Here is a 24,527-nt window from a genome sequence, read left to right as displayed (position 1 = left end):
ATATAGATAACCATGGTTGTCCGGATAATAAAAGGGGACGCAGATAAACTTGTTTTATTTCAATGGCTTGAAGTGTCGCAATTTTCGGGGTTTGCCGGTTGCGGCACGAAAACCATCGAAATCGTTGTTATGCGTCACCAATTAAATAACCACAAATGGCGGGCGACAAAAACCCTTGGGCGCACGAAAGCCATGGCGGAATGGGATAAGGGAGGGGCGTCCAATGACGCCACCCGGCCGCGGCCGGGTGGGGGAAGGATCAGCTGCTGGCGCTGCCGCCGTTGCCGGGGGATGGCGGGATGGCGGGAGGAGTGTCCGGGGTGTCGGCCGCCGGGGCGGCGGCCGGCTTTTTGCGCGGGCGTCCGCGTTGCCCGGGCGCCACGCGGCGGCTGGCCGTGTGCGCCAGGCTAGCGATGAAATCCGGGCCGCCGAGCGCCCACTGGCCGGACACCGCCTGCTCGATGCGCTGGGTCTGCTCGCGTGACAGGCCGTCATGCAGCAGCTTGCGGTAGTTGGCCTGCCGGTCAAACGGCGTGTTGCCGCAAGCCCAGTAATCGGCGTGGTCGGATTGCCACTGCGCTGGCGCGACGCTGGTATTGCCGGTATGGCTGGCCGCCGAGGACCAGGGCCAGGTATCGGCATCGATCGAGGCGCCGCTGCGCACCGGATAGGTCTCCAGCCACACCAGTGACGGCAGCACCCAGACGCCGGGCTCCAGCAGGGCCGAGCGGTAGCGGCCCGCGAAGACGCGGCCGCCGCGCAGCCTGGCTGCCAGATTGCGGCCCAGCGTCTGCATCAGGCGCGGCAGGCCTTCTTCGTCGGCGGGCGTGGCCAGCAGCAGAATGCGGTCATTGGCGAGGACCCAGCCATGCACCGCCACCTTGTGGCGCTGCGCCGACTCGCCTAACCAACCGGCCAGCTGATTGAGGATGTCCGAAGGCGCGGGCTGGGACGGCGATGCCAGCGACTGGACAAAGTTGGCCTGCACCAATTGGGGCAGCCCTGGGGCATACAGGCGGGGCAGACGGGCCATATCGGGTCTCGCGGTGGCGCAAGCACATTAGGGATCTATACCCTATATAAATAGTGCCACCGTCGCCCGCGGTCAAGCCCGCGATTTCGCTTCCGGAGACACACGACCGGTCAGGTTAACATCTGGAACTGTTTTTCAGTACCCGCAGATACACCTAGGAGCCTCGTATGAAGACCAAAGCCGCCATCGCCTGGAAGGCCGGTGCCCCGTTGACCGTCGAAGAAGTCGATCTGGACGGCCCGCGTGCCGGCGAGGTGCTGATCGAAGTCAAGGCCACCGGCATCTGCCACACGGACTACTACACCCTCTCCGGCGCCGATCCGGAGGGGATTTTCCCCGCCATCCTGGGCCATGAAGGCGCCGGCGTGGTGGTCGATGTCGGGCCGGGGGTCACTTCGCTGCGCAAGGGCGACCATGTGATCCCGCTCTACACGCCGGAATGCCGCCAGTGCAAGTTCTGCCTGTCGCGCAAGACCAATCTGTGCCAGGCCATCCGCAGCACCCAGGGCAAGGGCCTGATGCCGGATGGCAGCTCGCGCTTCTCCATCGGCGGCAAGCCCATCTTTCACTATATGGGTACCTCCACCTTCGCCAACCACATCGTGGTGCCGGAGATCGCCGTGGCCAAGGTGCGCGAGGACGCGCCCTTCGACAAGATCTGCTACATCGGCTGCGGCGTGACCACCGGCATTGGCGCCGTGGTCTACACGGCCAAGGTCGAGGCCGGGGCCAATGTGGTCGTGTTCGGCCTGGGCGGCATCGGGCTGAACGTCATCCAGGGCGCCAAGATGGTGGGCGCCGACAAGATCATCGGCGTGGACTTGAACCCGCAGCGCGAGGCCATGGCGCGCAAGTTCGGCATGACGCATTTCGTCAATCCCAACGATGTCGAGAATGTGGTCGACCATATCGTGCAGCTCACCGACGGGGGCGCCGACTATTCCTTCGAGTGCATCGGCAACACCAAGGTGATGCGCCAGGCGCTGGAGTGCTGTCACAAGGGCTGGGGCCAATCCATCATCATCGGCGTGGCCGAGGCCGGCGCCGAGATCAGCACCCGCCCCTTCCAGCTGGTGACAGGGCGCGAGTGGAAGGGTTCGGCCTTCGGCGGGGCGCGCGGCCGCACCGACGTGCCCAAGATCGTCGACTGGTATATGGAAGGCAAGATCAATATCGACGACCTGATCACCCACACCCTGACGCTGGACCGTATCAACGAGGGCTTTGACCTGATGAAGCGCGGCGAGTCGATCCGGTCGGTCGTGCTGTACTGACGGATGCGCCATGGAACTGCTCTCTGAACATCGCGCTTTCGGCGGACGGCAGCGTTTCTATCGCCATGATTCCGCGCAGATCGGTCTGCCCATGCGGTTCTCGGTCTTCCTGCCCCGGCAGGCCGAGGCCGCCCGCGTGCCGGTGCTGTTCTACCTGGCCGGCCTGACTTGCACGGAAGAGACCTTCATGATCAAGGCCGGCGCCCAGCGCCTGGCCGCCGAGCACGGCATCATGCTGGTCAGCTGCGACACCAGCCCGCGCGGCGCGGGCGCGCCCGGCGAGACCGACCATTGGGACTTCGGCGTGGGCGCCGGTTTCTACCTGGACGCGCGCACCGAAGGCTATGCGCCGCACTACCGCATGGAAAGCTATGTGGCCGGGGAGTTGTTCGACCTGGTCACCGGCGAGCTGCCCGGCGATGCCGCGCGCGCGGGCATCTTCGGCCACTCCATGGGCGGCCATGGCGCCTTGACGCTGGCGCTGCGCCATCCGGGGCGCTGGGCCAGCGTGTCGGCTTTCGCGCCCATCGCCGCGCCCACGCGCTGCCCCTGGGGCAGGAAGGCTCTCGCCGGCTATCTGGGCGAGGACGCCGCGGCGTGGGCCCAGCACGATGCCAGCGAGCTCATGCGCGCCCGGCGCGTGCCCTATCCCGAGGGCATCCTGATCGACCAGGGGCTGTCGGATCAATTCCTGGCCGAGCAACTGTATCCCGAGGTGTTCGAGGCCGCCTGCCGGGATGCCGGACAGCCGCTCACGCTGCGCCGCCATGAGGGCTACGACCATGGCTATTACTTCATCTCGACCTTCATGGCGGATCACATCCGGTTTCACGTCGAACGCTTGCGTTAAGGCTTGCCGGCGGGGCCGCTTCTATACTTGCGCGACCCCTGACCGGAGCGCTTGTCCTTGACTGATCTGCTGACGCCTTTCGTGTGGGTCGCCCTCGGGGCGATCGTCGTGCTGCTGCTGGGCCTAGGCATGTTGCTGGGCCGCGGCGGCGCGCGCGACGACATGGGGCGGTTCCGTCTGAGGCCGGTCCGGCGCCTGTTCGGCCTGCTGCTGGCGGCCGTGGCCGCCCTGGCGGTGTTGCTGGCGCTGTCGCTGGTGCAGTTCTTCCGTCTGACCACCGATGTGCCGGTCGCCGAGATCCGCGTCAGCCGCCAGGCCGACAATCAATATCTGGTGTCGGCGCAGGCCCAGGGCCTGGGCACGCGCGACTACACCCTCTACGGCGATGAATGGCAGATCGACGCCAAGGTGGTGCGCTGGCGGCTGCCGGCCGTGGTCACGGGCGCGCCGCCGCTGTATCGCCTGGAACGCCTGTCCGGCCGTTACCGGGATGCCGGGCGCGAACAAAGCGGCACGCGCTCCGTCCATGTGCTGGACGATTGGCCTGCACCCGATATCAGCGCGGTCAAGCGCTGGCTTCCCGGCTGGCTGCCCTTTGTCGACGTCACCTATGGCAGCGCGGCGTATATGCCGCTTTTCGACGGCGCGCGCTACCAGGTGCTGTTCGACCCGCGGGGCGCGCTCTTCATCCGCCCGGCCGACGAGGCGACGGCGCAAGGACTGAAGCAGCGCGGCTGGTAGCCGCCGGGCCTTGGTCCAATTCGGGCCGGGTCCGGGCCGTCCTGCCCGGCCGGCTTTCTATACTTGCCCGCTCTCTAAGCCAGCCAAGGAGCGCATACATGAAGCACGGCACCCCATTCACCCTCATCAGGCGTTTCATCGGAGGCGCCGCCATGGCCCTGGCCATGGCGGCGGGCGCCCAGGCCCATGATGCCCTGGTCAAATTCAACAGCGCGCGCGGCTTTGACGAGACGGTCACGCATCTGCGCCAGGGCCTGGTCGAGCAGGGCATGACGGTCTTCGCCGAGATCGATCACGCCGGCGCGGCCAAGGCCGTCGGGCTGACCATGCCGCCCACCAAGGTGCTTGTCTTCGGCAATCCCAAGGCCGGCACGCCGCTGATGCTGGCCGCGCCCGATGTGGCGCTGGACCTGCCCCTGCGCGTGCTGGTGCGCGAGCAGGACGGCCGGGTCGAGGTGCTGATGCACCCCACGGCCAACCTGGGCCTGCCGCCCGACCTCCAGGGGCGGCTCGCCCCGGCCATCGAACTGGTGGGCAAACGGGTTGCCCAGAAATAGGGTCACATCGTTTTCCGAGGGGAAAGGCCGGAACTTTGGTGCGCCGCAATAGTCGAATTAGCACTCAAAGTGTTGGAGTGCTAACATCAAGCTCATGCCGTTTTCCCCTCGTTCCATGGAGGCCGCAATATGAATTCTGCCAGTCCCTCGTTGGCCGCCTCGGGCAACGCCTTGGCCTTGGCGGTTGCCAATCCGGGCGCGTTGGGCACGATCGATGCCTATATCTCGACGGTCAATCGCCTGCCGGTGCTGACCGCCGAACAAGAGTCCACGCTGGCGCGCCGCCTGCGCGACGGCGGCGACCTCGAAGCCGCCCGCGAACTGGTGTTGTCGCACCTGCGGCTGGTGGTGTCGGTCGCCCGCCAGTACCTGGGCTACGGACTGCCCCACGCCGACCTCATCCAGGAAGGCAACGTCGGCCTGATGAAGGCCGTCAAGCGTTTCGACCCTGAGCGCGGCGTGCGCCTGGTGTCCTTTGCCGTGCACTGGATCAAGGCCGAAATCCACGAATACATCATCCGCAACTGGCGCCTGGTCAAGGTGGCGACCACCAAGGCCCAGCGCAAGCTGTTCTTCAACCTGCGCAGCATGCGTCCGGACGGCCACACGCTGGATACCGAGCAGGTCGACCACATCGCGCGCGAACTCAATGTCCGCCGCGAAGACGTCAGCGAGATGGAAGTCCGGCTGTCGGGCCGCGACCTGTCACTGGAAAACCAGGACGATGACGACGACAGCTACGCGCCCATTGCCTACCTGTCCGACGAGTGCCGCGAAGAACCGACCCGTGTGCTGGAGCGCAAGGCGCGCGACGATCTGCAAGGCAAGGGCCTGTCCGACGCCATCATGGCGCTGGATCCGCGTTCGCGGCGCATCGTCGAGGCCCGCTGGCTGCAAGACGACGGGGGCGCCACGCTGCATGAGCTGGCCGCCGAGTTCGGCGTCTCGGCCGAACGCATCCGCCAGATCGAGGCCGCCGCGCTGAAGAAGATGCGCGGGGCCCTGGCGCCGGCCTGATTTCCACGCCCATGGCACAAGGCCTGCTCCAGCGGAGCAGGCCTTGTGCATTCCGGGCGCCGCGAGGCTTGCCGGCAGATTCGACACCAATTGATACAAATTCGCCGGCAAAGCCCGGCATTTGCCCGAAACTTATCCTCCGGGGCCCTGACTAAACAACGTAGACCGCAATGCTATTTACGGTTTTGCAGTCTTGGCGTCCGTCTCGGCTTCTCCTCTTTCCCCTCCCCTATGAGACGGACGGTTTTGCGGGGCACCTACGCATATCGGTGCCCCGTTTTTTATTGCCGTGCCGCGGGGCCTTTTTTCAGGCGGCCCTGGCTTGGGGCGCGGCCTGGCCGCGCAGGGCGGCCCATACGCCGGCATCCAGGCGGCGCACGCCCGTGGCAATCGACCCATCCGCATAGAGCTTGATCCAGCGATAGCCGGGCGCCCGGGGATCGATGGCGTGGCGGCCGTCCTTGAGCATGAACTGAAAGCAGGTCGAAGGCGTGCCCAGCATGCGCAGATGATGGTGCCGGCAGTCGAACTCCTGGTGGATATGCCCCCAGAGGGCGATCCGGGCCCGCGGGTGGCTGGACAGGCGCGCAAAGACCGCCGCGGCGTTGTCGACCATCATGGGGTCATGCCAATTGCCGTCCACCCGGGCCAGGTTGTGATGCAGGGCGACCAGCACATGGCGTTCGCCCGCGTCCCGCAGGGCCTGGTCGAGCAAGTCGAATTGCGCCGGGCCGATACGGCCGAGGTCCTGGCCGGCCACGGTGGAATCCAGCATGATGACGCGCCAGCCGGGCAGGTCGTGGACGGGCTGCACCCAATCGCCCAGTTCCTGGCGCAGCACCTGCGGCGCATCATGATTGCCGGGCAGGCAGCGCACCGGGTGGGTGGCGTCGCGCAGGTGCGCCCGCAGGCGCTGGTAGGCGACCGGGCTGCCGTCCTGGGAGAGATCGCCGGTCAGCAGCATCAGGTCGGGCCGGGCCTCCTGGCGCCGGACGAGGTCGAGCACGGCCCGCAGGCTGGCGTCCGTGTTCACGCCGAGCATGAGCGCCTCGGGGTCTTCCATCAGATGCGAGTCGGTCAGTTGCACAAGCAAGGCGGGCGCTTCGTGGCGGCGCGCCGCAAGCGGGTTCTGGGGCAAGGCCGCTCCCGGTATCGGAAACCGCCAACCTTAGCGAAAAATCGTGGCGCTGGCATGACCCATATCCGGGGCAGGCGTAACCAAGTGTGGGCGCGGGGCGGGGCGCCCCGGCAAGCCGGCGCGAAAAAGACGCTATCCTTGGCCCTTGTTCTCTTGCGCGGCCGCGCCTCCCCATGGATATCGGATTTCTCGTTTTCGGGCTCGCCGGGCTCTTGACCCTGGTCTGCTTCATGCCGCCCCTGGCCGGCCGCCTGGGCCTGCCATATTCGGTGCTGCTGGCCATCGTCGGCTGTCTGCTGGGCATTGGGATTCATCTGCATGGCTGGGCGCCGCCGGTCTTGGGCGACCTGCTGGACACCATCGAGCGTTTCGAGATTTCTTCCGAGACCTTTCTCATGGTCTTCCTGCCCGTGCTGCTGTTCGAGACGGCGCTGTCCATGAACGTGCGGCGCCTGATGAACGACATCGGCCCGATCCTGATGATGGCCATCGTCGCGGTGGTGGTGTGCACCCTGGTGGTCGGCGTGGCGGTCAACGCCGTGTCTTCCTATGGGCTGCTGGTCTGCCTCCTGCTGGGCGCCATCGTGGCCACGACCGATCCGGCGGCCGTGGTCGGCATCTTCCGGGAGGTGGGTGCGCCCAAGCGGCTCACCACCCTGGTCGAGGGCGAGAGCCTGTTCAATGACGCGGCTTCCATCGCGCTGTATTCGGTGCTGCTGGCTGCGCTGGGCGGCTCGGGCGAGCTTTCGGCCCGGGCCGTGTTCAATGACTTCATCATCCACTTCCTGGGCGGGGGCATCGCCGGCTGGCTGATGGGCCGGGCGGCCTGCTCGCTGTTTGCCTGGCTGCGCGGCTTCCCGACCGCCGAGATCACCCTCACCCTCACGCTGGCCTATCTGTCCTTTTTCATCTCCGAGCACTATCTGAATGTCTCGGGCGTGGTGGCGACGGTGGTGGCCGGCCTGGTGGTGGGGTCGACGGGGCGCACCCGCATGTCGCCCACTACCTTCGAGTACCTGTCCAACTTCTGGGGGCAATTCGGCTTCTGGGCCAATTCGCTCATCTTCCTGTTTGCCGCCATGCTCATCCCCAAGCTGATGGCGGCGGCCGACTGGCAGGAGCTGTTCCTGGTGGTGGTGGTGTTCGCGGCGACGCTGGTGGCGCGCGCCATCGTGGTGTTCGGGCTGCTGCCGCTGTTGCAGATATTCAAGATCGGGGCCGAGGTGAGCAATCCGTACAAGAGCGTGATGCTCTGGGGAGGATTGCGGGGGGCGGTGTCGCTGGCGCTGGCGCTGGCCGTCACCGAGCAGACCACGGTATCCGAGGAGGCGCGCCAGTTCGTGGCGGTGGCGACCACCGGTTTCGTGCTGGCCACGCTCTTCATCAACGGCATCAGCCTGCGCCCCTTGATCCGCATGCTGGGCCTGAACCAGCTCTCGCCCGTGGAGCGCACCATCCGCAACCAGGCCTTGTCCGTGGCCCTGGAGACGCTGCAGGGCAAGACGGATGAAATCGCCAAGGAAGACCATATCGCGCCCGAGGCCCGCGACCGCATCCACGCCGTATTCGATGCCAGCCTGACGGCCGTGCACGACAGCCAGGTCGCGCGCATGAGCCTGGAGCAGCGCACGGCCGTGGGCCTGGCCATCGTGGCGCGGCACGAAGAGGAAATGTTCTTCGACATTCTCAAGGCCCAGATCGTCGATTGGCGCATGGCCGAAAGCCTGCTGGCGCGCGCCGAACGCCTGGAGGACGCCGTGCGCACGGGGGGCGTGAAGGGCTTTGACGAGGCCATCGTGGCCGACGTGCGCTATTCCACGGGTTTCCGGCTGGCCTTGCGGCTGCATTATGTCTTCGGCTTCCAGGGCTGGCTGGCCCGCGAGCTGGGCCAGCGCTTTGCCAATCTGCAGACCAAGCGGTCGGTGGCGCAGCGCCTGATGCAGTTCGCGCGCGAGCAGATCGGCCCCTTGCTGGGCGACGATGCCGCCCAGCACATCGTGACCGCCCACCAGCGCCGCCTGGACCTGGTCGACAATGCCCTGCAGGCGCTCAACCTGCAGTATCCGAGCTATGCCCTGTGGCTGCAGGAGAGCTATCTGGGCCGGGTGGCCCGGGAGCTGGAGCGCATCCGCTACCGCGACATGCTGGAGCAGTTCCTGATCAGCGGCGAAGTCTATGCCGACCTGATGGCCCAGCTCAAGACGCGCTGGGCGCACATCGACCGCCGTCCGCCGCTGGATATCGAGTTGGGGGCGGCCGAACTCATCAAGCGCGTGCCCATCTTCGAAGGGCTCAGCCCGGACTCGCTGCGGGCCATCTGCAAGCTGCTCAAGCCGCGCCTGGCCCTGCCCGACCAGCGTGTGCTGGCCCATGGGCGCCATGGACAGGAGATGTGCTTCGTGGCTTCCGGGGCCGTCGTGGTGCAGCTGCCCGACAACACCACGGTGGAACTGGGCAGCGGCGAGTTCTTCGGCGAGCTGGCGCTCCTGGGCGATGAACATATCAATGCCGATGTGCGTTCGCTGGGCTACAGCAAGCTGCTGATGCTCTCGGCGCGCGACCTGCACGCCGTGCTGGCGCGCGATGCCGATCTGCGCGAGCGCATCGACAAGGTGGTCAAGCAGCGCCTGCGGGCCATCGAAGTGTGGCGCCAGTTCTCCGAAACCGGCCAGGTCTATCCGCCAGGCGTCCAGCCGCCGCCCAGGCAGCCCGCCGAGGGCCCGCTGCCGGCGCCGGAGTGATCAGCTGGTCTGGCGCTGCAAGAGCTCGAAGCCCAGGTCCACGCGGCCTTGCCCGGGCGGGTGGCCCTGCAGCTGCTCCATCAGCAGCTGGGCGGCCACGCGGCCGATCTGGTAGCGCGGGGTGCGGATCGTCGACAGCGGCGGATGCGTCCAGGCGCTGCCGGCCAGGTCGTGATAACCCACCAGGCCGAGCGCTTCGGGCACCTTGATGCCCAGGCGGGCGCTCTCGGAGACCGCGCCCTGCGCCAGATCGTCATTGCAGAAGAACACGCCGTCGCAATCGGGATGGGCTTGCACGAGCTGGCGCAGCAGTTCGGCGCCCAGGGCGATGGAGGACTTCCGCGGCGTCATGATTTCCAGGCCCGGGTCATGCAGCCCGGCTTCGCGTAGAGCCTGGCGGCAACCCTCGCAGCGCCGCAGCGAACGGGGATCGAGCTGGGCGCCGACGATGCCGATGCGGCGGTAGCCGCGCGCGATCAGATGACGTCCGGCGGCATGGCCGGAATCGAACTGGGAGAAGCCCACGCTCATGCCCGGATCGCCTTCGGGCAGGTTTTCGATGGTGTGCACGGCCGGGATGTGATGCCTGCGCAGCATGTCCCAGACGCCGGGCGTATGGTCGATGCCGGTGAGGACGAGCCCGTCGGGCGCGTGCCGCAGATAGGCGCGCAGCTGGGTCTCTTCCGCGGCTGGCGAATAGCCGGTCACGCCGATGAGCAGGTGATAGCCGTGCTCGTCGAAGACCTCCTTCAGGCCGGTCAGGATGTCAATGAACACGACATTGGACAAGGCCGGGATGAGCGCCACCACGATGCGCGATCGCGCCGAGGCCAGCGCGCTGGCGGCGTGGTTGATGACATAGCCCATTTCGGCGCACGCGGCCTCGATGCGGGCGCGCAGCTCGGGCGCGACCTTGTGCGGCGTGCGCAGGGCGCGCGAGACCGTGATGGCGCTTACGCCAGCGCGCTGGGCGACGTCGTGCATGGTGACACGGCCCTTGCCGGCGCTGCGGGGTCTGCGTGTCGTCATGGCGATGGCCGGCGCGTCGGCCCCTATGCTGCGCTGCGGTGCTGGATGTCCTCGAGGATGACCAGGGCGGCTTCCAGGGTGAATTCGCCGGCCTCGATGCGGTCCACGACCTCGGGGATTTCCAGGGTTGCGATTTCCATGACTTCACCGTCGCGATTGGCCGGCCGCGTGTCTTCGGCCAGCACGCAAGTGCTGGTGAGCAGCGCTTCGACCTGATAGCCCTCGGGCAGGCGGCGCTGCATGCGCAGCACCGTGCGCAAGGGGCCGCGCTGGCCGATCTGGTCCGGCTCCAGGCCGGCTTCTTCGGCGCATTCGCGCTCCAAGGCGCGATCGAAGGACTCTCCACTGCCCACCAGCCCGCCCACCAGGGTGTCCCACATGCCGGGATCGGTGGACTTGGACAGGGCGCGCCGCGCCACCCAGAGGCGGTCATCGGGTGTCCAGGCATTGAGATGGACCGCAACGGTGAGCAGGCCCAGCGGGCGCATGGCCGCGCGCTCGATCACGCCCAGATGCGCCGTGCCGGCGGTGATGTCGAGCAGCTCGTCGCGCCAGCCGCGCAGGCAACGCGCATCGCGCAGCGTCTGGGCCACCTGGGCCAGCGCGGCGTCCAGCGCCGGGCCCGGACCGAGCGCGGGCAAGATACGCAAGGCGTCGTCTTCGATGCGGACCAGACCGCTGTCGCGCAAGGCGTCGCAGGCCGCCAGCGTGGCCCAGCCACAGCGCTGGCCGGCGATGTAGACGGGCCTGGCATGCTCGGGCGGAGGCTGCAGCGCCTTGTCGCGCAGGGCGGCCGACAAGCGGTTCAGGCGTTCGGGTGCGGGAAGGGAAGACGGTCGAAGCATGAAGCGGATTTTAGTTCACGGTATAGTCTAGGGACCGGTTGCCCCGAATCGGTACGATTGCGGGGGTAAACAGGCGGCCATGATTGTTTATCTGGTTCGTTCCAGGCATGGCATTTAAATAGCCCGCAGGCAAGTCTCGCTATCTAGAACTTACATAAGACTTGGCCTGTAGCTATAATTCCGCGGTTTTAGATGTGTTGTGTGTGGGAGCGACAGGGTCTGTTGTCTTTCGCCTGGTTCGTGACTACCGTCTAATAATTGCGCGTTCCCTGCCTTCCGGCGGCCCGTACGGCGTGCGGTGGTATTGGGCCATCCGCGCCATGTTTCGAGGTAAGCATGAAGATGTGGAGAGGGTTGCTGGGGGCTGGTGCATTACTGGTTGGCAACATGGCTTTTGCCCAGGTGCAGGATATGCCGGGCGGACCGCGTGTCAATCAGCTGAATTTGCATGAGGGCGTGACGCAAATCGCGCGCGATGCGATGTGGCTGCACTGGATGATGCTCACGATCTGCGTCGTGATCTTCATTGGTGTGTTCGGTGTGATGTTCTATTCCATCTGGGCGCACCGGCGGTCGCGCGGCCACAAGGCGGCCACGTTTCACGAGCATCTGGGCGTCGAGGTCGCCTGGACCGTCATTCCTTTCATTATCGTCATCGCCATGGCGCTGCCGGCCACGCGGACCGTGGTCGCCATGAAGGACACTTCCAGCCCGGACCTGACCGTCAAGGTCACCGGCTACCAATGGAAGTGGGGCTATGAATACCTGGATGGCGAAGCCAGCGGCATCAAATTCCTCTCCACGCTGTCCACGCCGCGCGCGCAGATCGAGAACCGCGAGCCCAAGGGTGAGTTCTACCTCATGGAGGTGGACAACCATATGGTCGTGCCCGTGGACAAGAAAGTCCGCGTGGTCCTGACCGCCGGCGACGTCATCCACTCCTGGATGGTGCCGGATTTCGGCGTCAAGCAGGACGCCATCCCGGGCTTTCTGCGCGACACCTGGTTCCGCGCCGAAAAGGTGGGCATCTACCGCGGCCAATGCGCCGAATTGTGCGGCAAGGACCACGCTTTCATGCCCATCGTGGTCGAGGTCAAGTCGCAGGCCGATTACGACGCCTGGGTGGCCGAGCAGAAAAAGCTCATGGCCGCGCAAGCCGACGATCCCAACAAGGAATGGACCCAGGCCGAGCTGATCGCCCGCGGCGAGAAAGTCTTCGCCAGCACCTGTGTGGCCTGTCACCAGGCCAATGGCAAGGGCATCCCGGGCTCCTTCCCGGCCCTGGACGGCGATCCCGTCGTGCTGGGCCCCAAGGCCGCGCAGATCAATACCGTGCTCAAGGGTAAACCCGGCACGGCCATGGCCGCGTTTGGCGGCCAGCTCAACGACGTCGAGATCGCGGCGGCGATTACCTATACGCGCAACGCCTGGAGCAACGCAGGCAAGGGGCAGGATCCCGTGGTCCAGCCCAAGGACGTTGCGGCCGCGCGCTGAGCGCGGTCCCCTCGCTGTTTTAAGAAGCTGTTTCCGTAGATACAGATATAGCGCCGGTCCCCTTGGACAGGGACCGGTGGATCAGCAGGAAGGAGTCCACCATGAGCAGCGTCATAGTCGATCACGTGTCGCCGGGCCACGGCCACGATGACCACCACCACGCCACCCCGACGGGCTGGCGCCGCTGGCTGTTTGCTACCAACCACAAAGACATCGGGACGATGTATCTCATCTTCTCGTTCGTCATGCTCCTGGAAGGCGGCACGCTGGCCTTGCTGTTGCGCACCGAGCTCTTCGAGCCGGGCCTGCAGTTCTTCCGGCCCGAACTGTTCAACCAGTTCACCACCATGCATGGCCTGATCATGGTGTTCGGCGCCATCATGCCGGCCTTCGTGGGCTTCGCGAACTGGATGATCCCGTTGCAGATCGGCGCGTCGGACATGGCGTTCGCGCGCATGAACAACTTCAGCTTCTGGCTGCTGCCGGTGGCCGGCATCATGCTGACGGTGTCCTTCTTCGTGCCCGGCGGCGCCACGGCCGCCGGTTGGACGCTGTACGCGCCGCTGTCGACCCAGATGGGCCCCGGCATGGACCTGGCCATTTTCGCCATGCACATCATGGGCGCCTCGTCCATCATGGGCGCGATCAACATCATCGTGACCATCCTGAACATGCGCGCGCCCGGCATGACGCTGATGAAGATGCCGCTGTTCTGCTGGACCTGGCTGATCACCGCTTTCCTGCTGATCGCGGTACTGCCGGTGCTGGCCGCGGCCATCACCATGGTACTGACCGACCGCCATTTCGGCACGGGCTTTTTCAACGCCGCCGCCGGCGGCGACCCCGTGCTCTACCAGCACGTCTTCTGGTTCTTCGGGCATCCCGAGGTCTACATCATGATCCTGCCGGCTTTCGGCATCGTGTCGGCCATCGTGCCCGCCTTCGCCCGCAAGCCGCTGTTCGGCTACGCCTCCATGGTGTACGCCACGGCCTCCATCGCCGTGCTGTCCTTCATCGTCTGGGCGCACCATATGTTCACCACCGGCATGCCGGTGACCGGCCAGCTGTACTTCATGTACGCCACGATGCTGATCTCCATCCCCACCGGGGTGAAGGTCTTCAACTGGGTGGCCACGATGTGGCGCGGTTCGATGACCTTCGAGACGCCGATGCTGTTCGCGGTGGGCTTTATCTTCGTGTTCACCATGGGCGGTTTCACCGGCCTGATCCTGTCGGTGGCGCCCATCGACATCCAGGTGCACGACACCTATTACGTGGTGGCGCACTTCCACTACGTGCTGGTGGCCGGCTCGCTGTTCGCCCTGTTCGCGGGCACATATTACTGGCTGCCGAAGTGGACGGGCCGCATGTACAGCGAAAAGCTGGGCAAGCTGCATTTCTGGTCCTCGCTGATTTCCTTCAACGTGACCTTCTTCCCCATGCACTTCCTGGGCCTGGCCGGCATGCCGCGCCGTTATGCCGACTACGCCGCCCAGTTCACGACTTTCCACCAGATCGCCACCATCGGCGCCTTCTGGTTCGGCCTGTCGCAGCTGATCTTCCTGTGGGCGGTGATCCGCTGCTACCGCGGCAAGGGAGAGGCGGCCGCCGCCAAGCCCTGGGACGGCGCCGAAGGCCTGGAATGGACGGTGCCCTCGCCCGCGCCCTTCCACACCTTTGAAACGCCGCCGCAAGTCAAATGAGCGCCGTCATGACGCCGCAGCAGCGCCGCCGCAACCGTATCGCCGGGCTCATCCTGCTGGCTTTCGTGCTGGCGGTGTTCGGCTGGACGTTCGTGCGCGGCGCGGGCTTTCTGGCCCGGATGGCGGGGCAGTAGAACCATGAGCGAAGATCTGCACCAGGCCGCGCAGCGCAAGCTGAGCTTTTTCCAGACGCTGAAGGCGATCGCCTGGGCTTTCTTCGGTGTGCGCAAGGGCGCCGGCTATCGCGAGGACATTGCCCGGTTGAATCCGGTCCATGTCATCCTGGCCGGCCTGCTGGGCGCCGTGATATTCGTCGTCGTGCTGGTCATGATCGTCCGATGGGCGGTCGCCAGCCTGACCTGAGCAACTTACAACTATCGTTGCAGGGAGAGAACCATGAGTGCAAGCCACTCGGCTCAAGGTAAAGAGGCGCCGTACTACTATGTGCCGGCGGACTCCGGCCACCCCGTGCGCACCGCGCTGGCGCTGTTGGTCGTCGGCCTGGGCGCGGCGGCCTGGGTCAACGGCGTGGGCTGGGGCAAGTGGGCCGTCCTGGCCGGCTTCCTGGGCGTGATCACCGTGCTGTATTTCTGGTTCGGCGAAGCCATCGCCGAATCGGAGGGCGGACTGTTCAGCAAGCGGGTGGATCTCTCCTACCGCTGGGGGATGAGCTGGTTCATCTTCTCGGAGGTGATGTTCTTCGCGGGCTTTTTTGGCGCGCTGTGGTATGTGCGCACGATCACCACGCCCTGGCTGGGGGATATGGACCACCGGCTGCTGCTGTGGCCGGACTTCCAGGCGGTATGGCCCAACTTCGGGCCGGCCGGCGTGGTCGAGCACTTCCAGACCGTGGGCCCGTTCTGGCTGCCCACCATCAACACCGCCCTGCTGCTGACCTCGGGCGTGACGCTGACCATCTCGCACCACGCGCTGCGCGCCAACCATCGCGGCTCGGCCATCTTCTGGCTGGCGGCCACCGTGCTGCTGGGCTTTACCTTCGTGGCCTGCCAGGCCTATGAATACCATCACGCCTATTCCGAACTGAACCTGAAGTTCAACTCGGGCGCCTATGGTTCGCTGTTCTACATGCTCACGGGCTTTCACGGTTTTCACGTGATCATGGGCGCGACCATGTTGACCGTCATCCTGGTGCGTCTGATCCGCGGCCACTTCACCGCCGATCATCACTTCGGTTTCGAGGGCGCGGCCTGGTACTGGCACTTCGTGGACGTGGTCTGGCTGGGCCTGTATCTGTTCGTCTACTGGTTCTGAGCGCTTCGCCGCCGACCGCGCGATGCCCCCGGCGACGGGGGCATTCGTTTCATGGGCGGGATGTCAACGCAGGCCGGTGCTCTGTATCCAGCCGAAGTGATGGGCGATGAGCACGAACAGAAAGAGCGCCACGGACAGGCCAATGCGCACGGTCAGCGCATTGACGGTACGGTTGGTGCTGCCTTTATCCTTCATCAGATAGACCAGGGCCGACCCCAGGCTGGCCAGAATACCGATGAAGGCCACGATGACGATGACACGCATTCCGGCCTCCGCTGAAAACAAAATTATTGCAGACATGGCACGACCGCATTCGACCCGACTTACCCTGATAGCCCTGCTTCTGCTGGCTGGGGTCGTGGCGGTGACCGTCTCGCTGGGGCGTTGGCAATTGCACCGCGCCGACGAGCGGCGCGCCGTGCTGGCCGCGATCGAGTCCGGCCGCGGCCAGGCCCCGCTGGAGCTGGGCAGCGGCGCCTCCGCCCGGCCGGGCGACTTCGCGCCCTGGCGGCCGGCGCGCGCCCGAGGCCAATGGCTGGCGCAGTACAGTGTCTGGCTGGACAACCGCAACCACGATGGCCGCCCGGGCTATTGGCTGGCCACGCCGCTGCAACTCGCGCCGGGCGGCCCCGCCGTGCTGGTGCTGCGCGGTTGGCTGGCGCGCCAGCCCGGGACCGCGCCCGCCGCGCCGCCCACCCCCGCCGGTCCCGTGACGGTGCAGGGCGAACTGGCCCAGCGCGTGCCGCGCCTGTTCGAGCTATGGAATATGGGCGGCGGCGGCAGCCTGCCTGCCCGCCTGGCCCCGGGCCAGCTGCCCACCGTGCAGAACCTGGACCTGGCCGCCTATGGGCAGGCCACCGGCCTGGCGCTCTTGCCCGTGGTCTTGATGCAGACGGTATCGGAGGACGACGGCTTGCTGCGCGATTGGCCGCAGCCGTCCGTCGATTTTCACCAGAACCAGGGCTATGCCCTGCAGTGGTTCTCCTTTGCAACCATCGCCGTGCTGGCCTGGGTGGCGGTGGCCGTCAGGGCCTGGCGCCGCCGCCCCTGAGAGGAAGCCCTGCCATGACTTACGCGCCCGCCATGCCCCGTAAAGCCTCGCTGCTGCCCATGGTCTTGATTTTCCTGTGCGCCCTGGCGCCCATCGTGGCCGCCGTGGTGGTCTATTACAACCCCCAGTGGTGGCCCGATGACGCCAGCAACTACGGCAGGCTGATCGAACCGCAGCGGCCCCTGCCCGGCGCCGGCGAGCTCACGCTGACCACGCTGGACGGCCAGGCCTTCGATCCGGCCTCGCTCAAGGGGCAGTGGCTGCTGGTGTCGGTGGACCGGGCCGAATGTCCCGAGGCTTGTGCGCGTAAACTATTCGTCGCGCGCAATGCGCACGCCAGCCAGGGCAAGAACGTCGATCGCGTCACGCGCGTGTGGTTCATCACCGACAATGCCGCCGTCCCCCAGAAGGTGCTCGATGCCTATCAGGGCACCCTCATGCTGCGTGCGCGCGCCGATCAGCTGGCCCGTTTCCTGCCGCCGGATCCCGCCGGCGGCCTGCTCGGGCCCATCTGGGTGGTTGACCCCCTGGGCAACCTGATGTTGCAGTTCCCCGCCGATGCCGATGGCGTCAAGGTGCGCAAGGATCTCAGCAGGCTTTTGTATAACTCGCGTATTGGCTGAGTCCATGGACCGCATCGTTCAACGTTATCGCAAACTCGTTTTCTTCACCTGGTTTCTCACGCTGGACCTGATCATGTTCGGCGCCTTCGTGCGCCTGACGGATTCGGGCCTGGGCTGTCCGGACTGGCCCGGCTGCTACGGCAAGGTCACGCCGCTGGGCGCGCTGCCCGACATCCACCAGGCCGCCAGCGACATGCCCTTCGGGCCGGTGACCCTGTCCAAGGCCTGGATCGAAATGATCCACCGCTACGTGGGCGCCTTCCTGGGCATGCTCATCATCGCCATCGTCTACCTGGCCTGGCGCTACCGCCGCCAGCTGGGACGCTCGCCCGCGCTGGCCACGGTGTCGCTGGTGGCGGTGTGCGTGCAGGGCGCTTTCGGCGCCTGGACGGTCACCCACAAGCTCATGCCGGCCGTGGTGACGGCCCACCTGGTGCTCGGACTGTCGCTGCTGGCCTTGATGACCTGGCTGGCCGCGCGCGAGCGGCCCCATCTGCCGGTGCCGGCCGCCGCGGCCCGGCTGCGGCCCTGGATGGCGGGGGGACTGGTCCTGCTGGCCGTCCAGGTGACGCTGGGCGGCTGGGTCAGCACCAATTACGCCGCGCTGGCCTGCATGGATTTCCCCACCTGCCACGGCCGGTGGGTGCCCGAGATGGATTTCCATGGCGGGTTTTCGGTGATCCGGGGTCTGGGCGAGCTGCCCTCGGGAGAAATGATCTCCCAGAGCGCGCTGACGGCCATCCACTGGGTGCATCGCAACTTTGCCTTCGTCGTCTTTGTCTATATGGGCATCCTGGCCTGGCGCCTGCGGGCGCTGGCCGGTGTGTCGGGCCCGGCCCGCCTGATGCTGGCCCTGCTGGCCGCACAATTGGTGACGGGTCTGACCACGATTTTCTTCCAGTGGCCGCTGCTGATCGCCGTACTGCATAACGGCGGGGCCGCGGGCCTGGTCCTGGCCTCGGTGGTGGTGCTCGTGCGCCTGGCGACGGCGGGCGGCCCGCCGCTGCGCAGGCTTTGATCGCCAGGGAGGCTAAAATAGGCAAATCATGACGTCCATCGCTGCTTCCCAACCCGGATTGCTGCGCCAGTATCTCGTGCTCACCAAGCCGAGAGTCACACAGCTTGCTGTGTTCTGCGCCGTGATCGGGATGTTCCTGGCGGTGCCCGGCCTGCCCGACCTCAAGCGTGTGCTCTTCGGCACCGTCGGGATCTGGCTGCTGGCCGCCGCCGCTTTCGCCATCAATTGCCTGATCGAACAGGAAATCGACGCCCGCATGACGCGCACGGCGCGTCGCGCCACCGCGCGCGGGACGATTTCGCCCGCCCAGGTCCTGAGCCTGTCCGGCCTGCTGGGCGGCGCGGGCATGCTGGTGCTCTATCACCTGGTCAATCCGCTGACCATGTGGCTGACTTTCGCCACCTTCGTGGGCTATGCGGTCATCTACACCGTCATCCTCAAGCCGCGCACGCCGCAGAACATCGTCATCGGCGGGCTGTCGGGCGCCATGCCCCCGGCACTGGGCTGGGCCACGGTGGCCAACTCCGTGCCGGCCGAGGCCTGGGTGCTGGTGCTCATCATCTTCATCTGGACCCCGCCGCATTTCTGGGCCCTGGCGCTGTATCGCACGCAGGACTACGAAAAAGCCGGCCTGCCCATGCTGCCGGTCACCCATGGCAGCAAATACACCCGCCTGCAGATCATGCTCTACAGCTTCGCGCTGCTGGCCGTGACGCTGCTGCCCTACGCCATGCGCATGAGCGGGCTGCTCTATCTGCTGGCCGCGGTCGGCCTGGGGGCCATTTTCGTGGCCCAGGCCGTGGGCCTGTATCGCCACTATAGCGACGAGCGTTCGCGGCGCCTGTTCCGCTATTCCATCCTCTATCTGTCGCTGCTGTTCGGCGCGCTGCTGGTGGATCATTGGGTCAGCGCCCTCCTGGCCTGACCTTCTTGACGGGGGTTTGCTTCATGTCCGTGTTTTCGTCCGCCCGCCGCCGGGCCGTGCAGGCCATTGCCGCCGTGACCGTCCTGGGAGCCCTGGTCGCTTGCGGCGAAACGCCGCCGCCTTTCAAGGGCAGCGACATCACCGGCACGCAGCTGGGCAAGAACATGGCGCTGACCGACATGAACGGCCAGCCCCGCACGCTGAAAGACTTCGCGGGCAAGGTCACGGTGGTGTTCTTCGGCTTCACGCAGTGCCCGGATGTCTGCCCGACCTCGCTGGCCGAAATGGCCCAGGTCATGCAGGCGCTGGGGCCGGACGCCGATCGCGTGCAGGTGCTGCTGGTGACGGTGGATCCCGAGCGCGATACGCCGGAAATCCTCAAGCAATATGTAACGAGCTTCGATAAACGTTTCCTGGCCTTGACCGGAACGCCAGACCAGCTCAGGCAGGCCGCCGCTTCGTTCAAGGCCTATTACGCCAAGGTGCCCACCAAGGATGGCGGCTACACCATGGACCACACGGCGGCGTTCTATCTGATCGACGGCAAGGGCGAGTCGCGCGTGCTGGCCAACAACACCCTGGGCGCGCAGGCACTGGCCAACGATATCAAGCTGCTGGTCGACGGCCGCTGAACCGCGCCGGGTTCAGGGCGTTTGCATGGCGGCGCGCCAGGCATCGTAGGCCTGGCGGGCGGCCGGGCCCAGTTCGTCCAGGCCCAGGGTCTGGCGGCGCGCCACGATCATCATCGCGTAGGGCGTGGCAAGCGCCGCCGCTTCGGCGCACAATCGAGCCTCTTCCCCTTGGGCGGGCCTGAGGTTGCGCCAGTAGTTGATGGCTTGTTCGAGGTCGGTCAGCGGGATGACGGTGTCCATGGCTGCATTGTCCCAGAATGCAGCCGTCTGTCCATCGGCAAGGCTTTGCAAAGCGTCACCATAGCAATAAGCCGAAATGACGGCCGGGTGCTATACAACGGGCCGTCTAGTACGCAAGGAGAGCCATCATGAGCACCCCGACCGGCACGCGCCGGATCCACCCCCTGTTCGCCAGCGCCGCCGTGGCTGTCATCGTGCTGTGCGCCGTCGGCGTGGCCGCCATCCTGGGCTGGCTGCCCCGCAGCCCCGCGCAGGGCGGCGTGCCCGAGGGCACGCCGCCCATGAGCGCCGAACAGGCGGCGACCAGCGGGCCGGAGTCAGCCAATCTGGCTCCCGCGCCCCAGGCCGCAAGGCCCGCTCCCGAGCCGCAGCGCCCCGCGCCGGCGCCCGCGGCCTGCCCGACCTGCGGGGTGGTCGAGTCCGTGCGCCAGGTCCAGGTGCCCAAGCGGGATGACAGCAACCACATCATCGGCACCGTGGCCGGCGGGGTGGTCGGCGGCGTGGTCGGCAATCAATTCGGCGGCGGCCACGGCAAGGACGCGCTGACGGTCCTGGGCGCGGTCGGCGGCGCTTTGGCAGGCCGTGAAGTCGAGCGTAATATTAGGCAGCAAGAAACCGTGACCCAATACGAGTTGACCGTGCGCATGGCCGACGGCAGCAAGCGCTTGTTCCATAGCGCGCAGCCCTTCGCCTATGGCCAGGGCGCTCAGGTCCGTGTCGAAAACAATCAATTGCTGCCGCGTTGACCGGAGACCGAATGACTGATTCCAACCCCTTCGTCCTGCCTGGCATGGGCCAGAACTCCGAGCTTTCCGGCAATCCGCTGCTGGCCAGCATGGAGATGATGCGCCAGGCCTGGGCGGGGCTGGCCGGTCCGGGCGGACTGGGCCAGAGCCTGCCGCTGACCCCGCCCTTGAACCTGGAGGAGCTGGAACGCCGTATCGCCGAATTGCGTACGGTCGAGGGTTGGCTCAGGCTGAACCTGCAGATGCTGTCCAGCACCATCCAGGGCATGGAGGTCCAGCGCGCCACCATCGCCACCTTGCGCTCCTTCGTGGGTTCCGTCTCGGGCATGCCCTCGGCCGCCGAGGGCGAGGCTTCGCCGCTGGAGGTCGCGCTGGGCCTGAAGCCGGGCCGGGCCGAAGACAAGCCCGCCGCGCCGCAGGCGGCAGCGCCGCAGGCCGCGGCCGATCCCGTCCCGCCCGCGCCCGACCGCGTCAACGAGGCGGCCCAGTCGGCCTCGCAAGCCTGGTGGGATCTGCTCAACCAGCAGTTCAGCCAGATCGCCGCGGCCACCGCGGCCAGTCTGCCGGCCATGATGCCGGGCATGGAGGCCGCCGAGGCCAAGCCCGCCGCCGCCAAGACGGCCAAGGCGGGCAAGGCGCCTGCCGCGGCCAAGAAGGCCGCGCCGCGCAAGACCGCCAAGTCCGACCCGTCCAAGCCGGCCGCCGCCCCGCGCGGGGCGCGCGCGGCCAGCAAGGTGGTCCGCAAATCCACGCGCGCCGGCTAGGCGCGCTCCGTTCGTCTCCGCACGGGCGCCCAGGCGCCCGTGTCATTTTCAAGAGTTATGTCTTCTATGCTTAATGTCGTGATTCTCGCCGCCGGACTGGGCAAACGCATGCAGTCCGATCTGCCCAAGGTGCTGCATACGCTGGCCGGGCGCTCCATGCTCGGCCATGTGCTGGACAGCGCCCGCCAGCTCGATCCGGCGCGCATCATCGTCGTGGTCGGCCATGGCGCCGAGCGGGTCGAGGCCGCCTATGCCGGCGAGCCGGGCCTGAGCTTCGCGCTGCAGCGTCCCCAGCATGGCACCGGGCACGCGGTGCAGCAGGCCGTGCCGCAACTGGCCGGCGGCGACGGCGCCGAGGATGCGACCCTGGTGCTCTACGGCGATGTGCCGCTGGTGCAGCCCGAGACGCTGCGCCGCCTGATGCAGGCGCGCGGCCAGGGCGTGGCGGTGCTGACCGAGGTGCTCGCCGATGCCACCGGCTATGGCCGCATCGTGCGCGATGCCCAGGGCCAGATCGTCCGCATCGTCGAACACAAGGATGCCAACGAACAGGAGCGCGCCATCCAGGAGGTCAACACCGGCATCCTGGTGGCCCCGACCGCCAAGCTGAAAGACTGGCTCACCCGCATCGACAACAATAACGCCCAGGGCGAGTATTACCTGACCGACATCATCGGCCTGGCCGTGGCCGATGGCGTGCCGGTGCATGCCGCGCATCCGGGCGCCGGCTGGGAAACCCTGGGCGTGAACAGCCGCGTACAGCAGGCCGAGCTGGAGCGCCGCTGGCAGCAGGAGCTGGCGCGCCGCCAGCTCGAGGCCGGCGTGACGCTGGCCGACCCGGCGCGCTTTGACCAGCGCGGCACGCTGGTGTGCGGCCGCGACGTCTATATCGATGTGGGTTGTGTGTTCGAAGGCAAGGTGACGCTGGGCGACGGCGTGCGCGTCGGTCCCCATTGCGTGCTGCGTGACGTCGAGATCGGCGCGGGCACGCATATCGAGGCTTTCAGCCATCTGCAGCAGGCCAAGGTGGGCGAAGAGGGGCGCGTGGGGCCTTATGCGCGCCTGCGTCCGGGCGCCGACCTGGGCCGCCAGGCGCATGTCGGCAATTTCGTCGAGATCAAGAATGCCGTGCTGGGCGAAGGCAGCAAGGCCAATCACCTGGCCTATATCGGCGATGCCGACATCGGCGCGCGCGTGAATGTGGGGGCGGGCACCATCACCTGCAACTACGATGGCGTGAACAAACACCGCACCATCATCGAGGACGATGTGTTCATCGGTTCCGATACCCAGCTCGTCGCGCCGGTGCGCGTGGGCCGGGGCGCGACCCTGGGCGCGGGCACCACGCTGACCCGTGATGCGCCGGCCGATGCCCTGACGCTGTCGCGCGCGCGCCAGACGACGGTCGCGGGCTGGAAGCGTCCGGTCAAAAAATCGTGAGCCCGGGCACGCCCCTGGCCGGCGCGCAGGGCAAGGCGCCGCCGGATGGCCTGCCCACGCCCCGGCGCTATTACGCCGCCGCCACGGTCCTCACCGGCATGAGCCTGTCGGTGCTGGACGCGACCATCGCCAACGTCGCCCTGCCGACCATCGCCGCGGACCTGAACTCTCCGCCCTCGGCGGCGGTCTGGGTGATCAATGCCTACAACCTGGCGGTGGTCACCATGCTGCTGCCCATGTCGGCGGTGGCCGAGCGCATCGGCTTTCGCCGCATGTTCACCATCGGCCTGGCGCTGTTCACCCTGGCGTCGCTGGGCTGCGCCGTCTCCGGTTCGCTGCTGCAGCTGAGCCTGGCGCGCATGGTGCAAGGCATAGGCGCGGCCACGCTGATGTGCATGTTCGGCGGCCTGGTGCGCAACATCTACCCCACCCGTATGCTGGGACGCGGCATCAGCATCAACGCCACCACGGTGGCGCTGATGTCGGTGCTGGGGCCGACCCTGGGTTCCTTCATCCTGAGCGTGGCGCACTGGCGCTGGATCTTCGCCGTGAACCTGCCCATCGGCATCCTGCTGATGATGGGCCTGCGGTTCCTGCCCGAAGTGCAGCGCAATACGGCGCGCATGGACTACGTCTCGGCCCTGCTTTCCATGGCCGCGCTGGGCTGCTTCATCTCGGGGGTGGATTCCCTGGCCCAGGACGTGCTGCGCAGCCTGGGCCTGATCGCCGTGGCCATCCTGGCCGGCCTGCTGCTGGTGCGCCGTAGTTGGGGACAGACTGCCCCGCTGGTGCCCATCGATCTGCTGCGCATCCGGCCCGTGGCCTTTGCCGTCATGGCCTCGGCCTGCACCTTCGCGGCACAGATGTCCTCCTATGTGTCCTTGCCCTTTTATTTCGAGCACGTCCTGGGACGGCCCCATCTGGAGGTGGGCCTGCTGATGGCGGCCTGGCCGCTGGGCACCGGGCTGATCGCGCCGGCGGCCGGCTTTCTATCGGACCGCTATTCGGCCGCCGTGCTCTCGGGCGTGGGAGCCGGCGCCATGGTGCTGGGCCTGCTGTGGCTGGTGCTTTCGCCGCTGGATGCGTCCAACGCCCGCATCATGGCCGGCATGTTCGTCACCGGCGTGGGTTTCGGTTTCTTCCAGACGCCGAACAATCGCGCCATGCTGTCGGGCGCGCCGCGCCAGCGCAGCGGCGCGGCCGGCGGGCTGCAAGCCACGACCCGGGTATTCGGCCAGAGCTTCGGCACGGCCCTGGTGGCCATCGCCTTCAGCCTGAGCGCCGCGCACGGCCCCTCGCTGGGGCTGATGGCGGCGGCTTGCTGCGCCAGCCTGGCCATCGTGGTCAATTCAGTGCGCATCGCCAGGAAGATCGGCCAGCCCGGCGCCTGACGC

Annotated in this window: 26 protein-coding genes; 20 read left to right on the top strand and 6 right to left on the bottom strand. The window is 66.8% G+C overall.

What is annotated here, in order from left to right:
* Positions 1-259 precede the first annotated feature (259 nt).
* Positions 260-1,033, bottom strand: a complete 774-nt coding sequence (locus AXA74_RS14160) for a hypothetical protein (protein ID WP_029577741.1) — start codon at positions 1,031-1,033, stop codon at positions 260-262.
* A 167-nt stretch (positions 1,034-1,200) separates the two neighbouring features.
* Here AXA74_RS14160 and AXA74_RS14155 point away from each other — a divergent pair, with 167 nt between their 5' ends.
* The 5 genes from AXA74_RS14155 (at position 1,201) to rpoH (ending at position 5,472) form a co-directional block, all read left to right on the top strand.
* The gene (locus tag AXA74_RS14155) at positions 1,201-2,307 is read left to right on the top strand and encodes an S-(hydroxymethyl)glutathione dehydrogenase/class III alcohol dehydrogenase (protein WP_029577740.1); all 1,107 of its coding nucleotides are present in this window, start codon (positions 1,201-1,203) and stop codon (positions 2,305-2,307) included.
* A 10-nt stretch (positions 2,308-2,317) separates the two neighbouring features.
* On the top strand, positions 2,318-3,157 hold the full coding sequence (gene fghA / locus AXA74_RS14150; protein WP_032979418.1) for an S-formylglutathione hydrolase: 840 nt from the start codon (positions 2,318-2,320) through the stop codon (positions 3,155-3,157).
* A gap of 57 nt (positions 3,158-3,214) precedes the next feature.
* Positions 3,215-3,898, top strand: a complete 684-nt coding sequence (locus AXA74_RS14145; protein ID WP_029577738.1) for a hypothetical protein — start codon at positions 3,215-3,217, stop codon at positions 3,896-3,898.
* Positions 3,899-3,996: 98 nt separating this feature from the next.
* Positions 3,997-4,455, top strand: a complete 459-nt coding sequence (locus tag AXA74_RS14140; protein WP_029577737.1) for a DUF302 domain-containing protein — start codon at positions 3,997-3,999, stop codon at positions 4,453-4,455.
* A 129-nt stretch (positions 4,456-4,584) separates the two neighbouring features.
* A complete protein-coding gene (gene rpoH, locus AXA74_RS14135; protein ID WP_029577736.1) occupies positions 4,585-5,472 on the top strand; it encodes an RNA polymerase sigma factor RpoH in 888 nt (295 codons plus the stop codon).
* Positions 5,473-5,779: 307 nt separating this feature from the next.
* Here rpoH and AXA74_RS14130 read toward each other — a convergent pair whose 3' ends face one another.
* Positions 5,780-6,610, bottom strand: a complete 831-nt coding sequence (locus tag AXA74_RS14130) for a metallophosphoesterase (RefSeq protein WP_223850469.1) — start codon at positions 6,608-6,610, stop codon at positions 5,780-5,782.
* A gap of 173 nt (positions 6,611-6,783) precedes the next feature.
* On the opposite strand from AXA74_RS14130, the gene AXA74_RS14125 reads away from it, so the two are divergent.
* Positions 6,784-9,351, top strand: a complete 2,568-nt coding sequence (locus AXA74_RS14125; protein ID WP_032962870.1) for a cation:proton antiporter — start codon at positions 6,784-6,786, stop codon at positions 9,349-9,351.
* Here the strand turns inward: AXA74_RS14125 and gntR are convergent, their stop codons facing one another.
* Together gntR and AXA74_RS14115 are read right to left on the bottom strand one after the other, a co-directional pair.
* On the bottom strand, positions 9,352-10,380 hold the full coding sequence (gntR, locus tag AXA74_RS14120; protein WP_029577733.1) for an HTH-type transcriptional regulator GntR: 1,029 nt from the start codon (positions 10,378-10,380) through the stop codon (positions 9,352-9,354). It lies immediately after the preceding gene.
* 23 nt (positions 10,381-10,403) lie between these two features.
* On the bottom strand, positions 10,404-11,225 hold the full coding sequence (locus AXA74_RS14115) for an NUDIX hydrolase (RefSeq protein ID WP_185844204.1): 822 nt from the start codon (positions 11,223-11,225) through the stop codon (positions 10,404-10,406).
* Between the two features lie 336 nt (positions 11,226-11,561).
* Between AXA74_RS14115 and coxB the strand changes: the two genes are divergently transcribed.
* From coxB to AXA74_RS14095, 5 genes are all read left to right on the top strand, one after another.
* On the top strand, positions 11,562-12,719 hold the full coding sequence (gene coxB, locus AXA74_RS14110) for a cytochrome c oxidase subunit II (RefSeq protein WP_029577731.1): 1,158 nt from the start codon (positions 11,562-11,564) through the stop codon (positions 12,717-12,719).
* 101 nt (positions 12,720-12,820) lie between these two features.
* On the top strand, positions 12,821-14,422 hold the full coding sequence (gene ctaD / locus AXA74_RS14105) for a cytochrome c oxidase subunit I (RefSeq protein ID WP_029577730.1): 1,602 nt from the start codon (positions 12,821-12,823) through the stop codon (positions 14,420-14,422).
* An 8-nt stretch (positions 14,423-14,430) separates the two neighbouring features.
* Positions 14,431-14,556, top strand: coding sequence for a cytochrome oxidase small assembly protein (locus AXA74_RS24220; RefSeq protein ID WP_029577729.1), 126 nt, complete (start codon positions 14,431-14,433; stop codon positions 14,554-14,556).
* 4 nt (positions 14,557-14,560) lie between these two features.
* The gene (locus tag AXA74_RS14100; protein WP_029577728.1) at positions 14,561-14,785 is read left to right on the top strand and encodes a DUF2970 domain-containing protein; all 225 of its coding nucleotides are present in this window, start codon (positions 14,561-14,563) and stop codon (positions 14,783-14,785) included.
* 33 nt (positions 14,786-14,818) lie between these two features.
* Positions 14,819-15,694 carry a cytochrome c oxidase subunit 3 gene (locus tag AXA74_RS14095; protein ID WP_029577727.1) on the top strand — a complete coding sequence of 292 codons (876 nt, stop codon included), beginning with the start codon at positions 14,819-14,821 and terminating at the stop codon, positions 15,692-15,694.
* Between the two features lie 63 nt (positions 15,695-15,757).
* Here the strand turns inward: AXA74_RS14095 and AXA74_RS14090 are convergent, their stop codons facing one another.
* Positions 15,758-15,958 (bottom strand): twin transmembrane helix small protein, encoded by a 201-nt coding sequence (locus tag AXA74_RS14090; RefSeq protein ID WP_029577726.1) that lies wholly within the window; start codon positions 15,956-15,958, stop codon positions 15,758-15,760.
* Between the two features lie 34 nt (positions 15,959-15,992).
* Here AXA74_RS14090 and AXA74_RS14085 point away from each other — a divergent pair, with 34 nt between their 5' ends.
* Genes AXA74_RS14085 through AXA74_RS14065 form a run of 5 tightly spaced genes read left to right on the top strand, consistent with a single transcriptional unit; the run spans position 15,993 to position 19,943 of the window.
* On the top strand, positions 15,993-16,745 hold the full coding sequence (locus AXA74_RS14085) for an SURF1 family protein (RefSeq protein WP_032965074.1): 753 nt from the start codon (positions 15,993-15,995) through the stop codon (positions 16,743-16,745).
* Between the two features lie 14 nt (positions 16,746-16,759).
* On the top strand, positions 16,760-17,368 hold the full coding sequence (locus AXA74_RS14080; protein WP_172899576.1) for an SCO family protein: 609 nt from the start codon (positions 16,760-16,762) through the stop codon (positions 17,366-17,368).
* Between the two features lie 4 nt (positions 17,369-17,372).
* The gene (locus tag AXA74_RS14075) at positions 17,373-18,386 is read left to right on the top strand and encodes a COX15/CtaA family protein (RefSeq protein ID WP_032962873.1); all 1,014 of its coding nucleotides are present in this window, start codon (positions 17,373-17,375) and stop codon (positions 18,384-18,386) included.
* 28 nt (positions 18,387-18,414) lie between these two features.
* Positions 18,415-19,311, top strand: a complete 897-nt coding sequence (cyoE, locus tag AXA74_RS14070) for a heme o synthase (RefSeq protein WP_029577723.1) — start codon at positions 18,415-18,417, stop codon at positions 19,309-19,311.
* A gap of 23 nt (positions 19,312-19,334) precedes the next feature.
* Positions 19,335-19,943: an SCO family protein gene (locus AXA74_RS14065; protein ID WP_032979416.1), complete on the top strand. Its 609-nt coding sequence runs from the start codon at positions 19,335-19,337 to the stop codon at positions 19,941-19,943.
* A gap of 12 nt (positions 19,944-19,955) precedes the next feature.
* On the opposite strand, the gene AXA74_RS14060 is transcribed toward AXA74_RS14065, so the two are convergent.
* Positions 19,956-20,183 (bottom strand): DUF3717 domain-containing protein, encoded by a 228-nt coding sequence (locus AXA74_RS14060; protein ID WP_029577721.1) that lies wholly within the window; start codon positions 20,181-20,183, stop codon positions 19,956-19,958.
* A gap of 128 nt (positions 20,184-20,311) precedes the next feature.
* Here AXA74_RS14060 and AXA74_RS14055 point away from each other — a divergent pair, with 128 nt between their 5' ends.
* The 4 genes from AXA74_RS14055 to AXA74_RS14040 all read left to right on the top strand — a co-directional run bounded on the left by AXA74_RS14055 (position 20,312) and on the right by AXA74_RS14040 (position 24,524).
* Positions 20,312-20,929 (top strand): glycine zipper 2TM domain-containing protein, encoded by a 618-nt coding sequence (locus tag AXA74_RS14055; RefSeq protein ID WP_029577720.1) that lies wholly within the window; start codon positions 20,312-20,314, stop codon positions 20,927-20,929.
* Between the two features lie 11 nt (positions 20,930-20,940).
* Complete coding sequence (locus tag AXA74_RS14050) at positions 20,941-21,693, top strand: PhaM family polyhydroxyalkanoate granule multifunctional regulatory protein (RefSeq protein ID WP_029577719.1); 753 nt, start codon at positions 20,941-20,943, stop codon at positions 21,691-21,693.
* 66 nt (positions 21,694-21,759) lie between these two features.
* The gene (glmU, locus tag AXA74_RS14045) at positions 21,760-23,133 is read left to right on the top strand and encodes a bifunctional UDP-N-acetylglucosamine diphosphorylase/glucosamine-1-phosphate N-acetyltransferase GlmU (RefSeq protein WP_029577718.1); all 1,374 of its coding nucleotides are present in this window, start codon (positions 21,760-21,762) and stop codon (positions 23,131-23,133) included.
* Positions 23,130-24,524: an MFS transporter gene (locus AXA74_RS14040; RefSeq protein ID WP_080700972.1), complete on the top strand. Its 1,395-nt coding sequence runs from the start codon at positions 23,130-23,132 to the stop codon at positions 24,522-24,524. The genes glmU and AXA74_RS14040 overlap by 4 nt, the downstream gene beginning before the upstream one ends.
* Positions 24,525-24,527: the final 3 nt, after the last annotated feature.

This window comes from Bordetella hinzii LMG 13501, assembly GCF_001548475.1.
In the GTDB taxonomy this organism is placed as follows: Bacteria; Pseudomonadota; Gammaproteobacteria; order Burkholderiales; family Burkholderiaceae_B; genus Bordetella; species Bordetella hinzii.
Note: the sequence above shows the minus strand (reverse complement) of the source record. Positions and strands in the feature narration are given on the sequence as shown.

What these genes read in the sequence shown, in the direction of transcription:
- AXA74_RS14160 (WP_029577741.1), bottom strand. Translation starts at nt 1,033, where the DNA reads ATGGCCCGTCTGCCCCGCCTGTATGCCCCAGGGCTGCCCCAATTGGTG.
- AXA74_RS14155 (WP_029577740.1), top strand. Translation starts at nt 1,201, where the DNA reads ATGAAGACCAAAGCCGCCATCGCCTGGAAGGCCGGTGCCCCGTTGACC.
- fghA (WP_032979418.1), top strand. Translation starts at nt 2,318, where the DNA reads ATGGAACTGCTCTCTGAACATCGCGCTTTCGGCGGACGGCAGCGTTTC.
- AXA74_RS14140 (WP_029577737.1), top strand. Translation starts at nt 3,997, where the DNA reads ATGAAGCACGGCACCCCATTCACCCTCATCAGGCGTTTCATCGGAGGC.
- rpoH (WP_029577736.1), top strand. Translation starts at nt 4,585, where the DNA reads ATGAATTCTGCCAGTCCCTCGTTGGCCGCCTCGGGCAACGCCTTGGCC.
- AXA74_RS14125 (WP_032962870.1), top strand. Translation starts at nt 6,784, where the DNA reads ATGGATATCGGATTTCTCGTTTTCGGGCTCGCCGGGCTCTTGACCCTG.
- gntR (WP_029577733.1), bottom strand. Translation starts at nt 10,380, where the DNA reads ATGACGACACGCAGACCCCGCAGCGCCGGCAAGGGCCGTGTCACCATG.
- AXA74_RS14115 (WP_185844204.1), bottom strand. Translation starts at nt 11,225, where the DNA reads ATGCTTCGACCGTCTTCCCTTCCCGCACCCGAACGCCTGAACCGCTTG.
- coxB (WP_029577731.1), top strand. Translation starts at nt 11,562, where the DNA reads ATGAAGATGTGGAGAGGGTTGCTGGGGGCTGGTGCATTACTGGTTGGC.
- ctaD (WP_029577730.1), top strand. Translation starts at nt 12,821, where the DNA reads ATGAGCAGCGTCATAGTCGATCACGTGTCGCCGGGCCACGGCCACGAT.
- AXA74_RS24220 (WP_029577729.1), top strand. Translation starts at nt 14,431, where the DNA reads ATGACGCCGCAGCAGCGCCGCCGCAACCGTATCGCCGGGCTCATCCTG.
- AXA74_RS14100 (WP_029577728.1), top strand. Translation starts at nt 14,561, where the DNA reads ATGAGCGAAGATCTGCACCAGGCCGCGCAGCGCAAGCTGAGCTTTTTC.
- AXA74_RS14095 (WP_029577727.1), top strand. Translation starts at nt 14,819, where the DNA reads ATGAGTGCAAGCCACTCGGCTCAAGGTAAAGAGGCGCCGTACTACTAT.
- AXA74_RS14090 (WP_029577726.1), bottom strand. Translation starts at nt 15,958, where the DNA reads ATGCGTGTCATCGTCATCGTGGCCTTCATCGGTATTCTGGCCAGCCTG.
- AXA74_RS14085 (WP_032965074.1), top strand. Translation starts at nt 15,993, where the DNA reads ATGGCACGACCGCATTCGACCCGACTTACCCTGATAGCCCTGCTTCTG.
- AXA74_RS14080 (WP_172899576.1), top strand. Translation starts at nt 16,760, where the DNA reads ATGACTTACGCGCCCGCCATGCCCCGTAAAGCCTCGCTGCTGCCCATG.
- AXA74_RS14075 (WP_032962873.1), top strand. Translation starts at nt 17,373, where the DNA reads ATGGACCGCATCGTTCAACGTTATCGCAAACTCGTTTTCTTCACCTGG.
- cyoE (WP_029577723.1), top strand. Translation starts at nt 18,415, where the DNA reads ATGACGTCCATCGCTGCTTCCCAACCCGGATTGCTGCGCCAGTATCTC.
- AXA74_RS14065 (WP_032979416.1), top strand. Translation starts at nt 19,335, where the DNA reads ATGTCCGTGTTTTCGTCCGCCCGCCGCCGGGCCGTGCAGGCCATTGCC.
- AXA74_RS14060 (WP_029577721.1), bottom strand. Translation starts at nt 20,183, where the DNA reads ATGGACACCGTCATCCCGCTGACCGACCTCGAACAAGCCATCAACTAC.
- AXA74_RS14055 (WP_029577720.1), top strand. Translation starts at nt 20,312, where the DNA reads ATGAGCACCCCGACCGGCACGCGCCGGATCCACCCCCTGTTCGCCAGC.
- AXA74_RS14050 (WP_029577719.1), top strand. Translation starts at nt 20,941, where the DNA reads ATGACTGATTCCAACCCCTTCGTCCTGCCTGGCATGGGCCAGAACTCC.
- glmU (WP_029577718.1), top strand. Translation starts at nt 21,760, where the DNA reads ATGCTTAATGTCGTGATTCTCGCCGCCGGACTGGGCAAACGCATGCAG.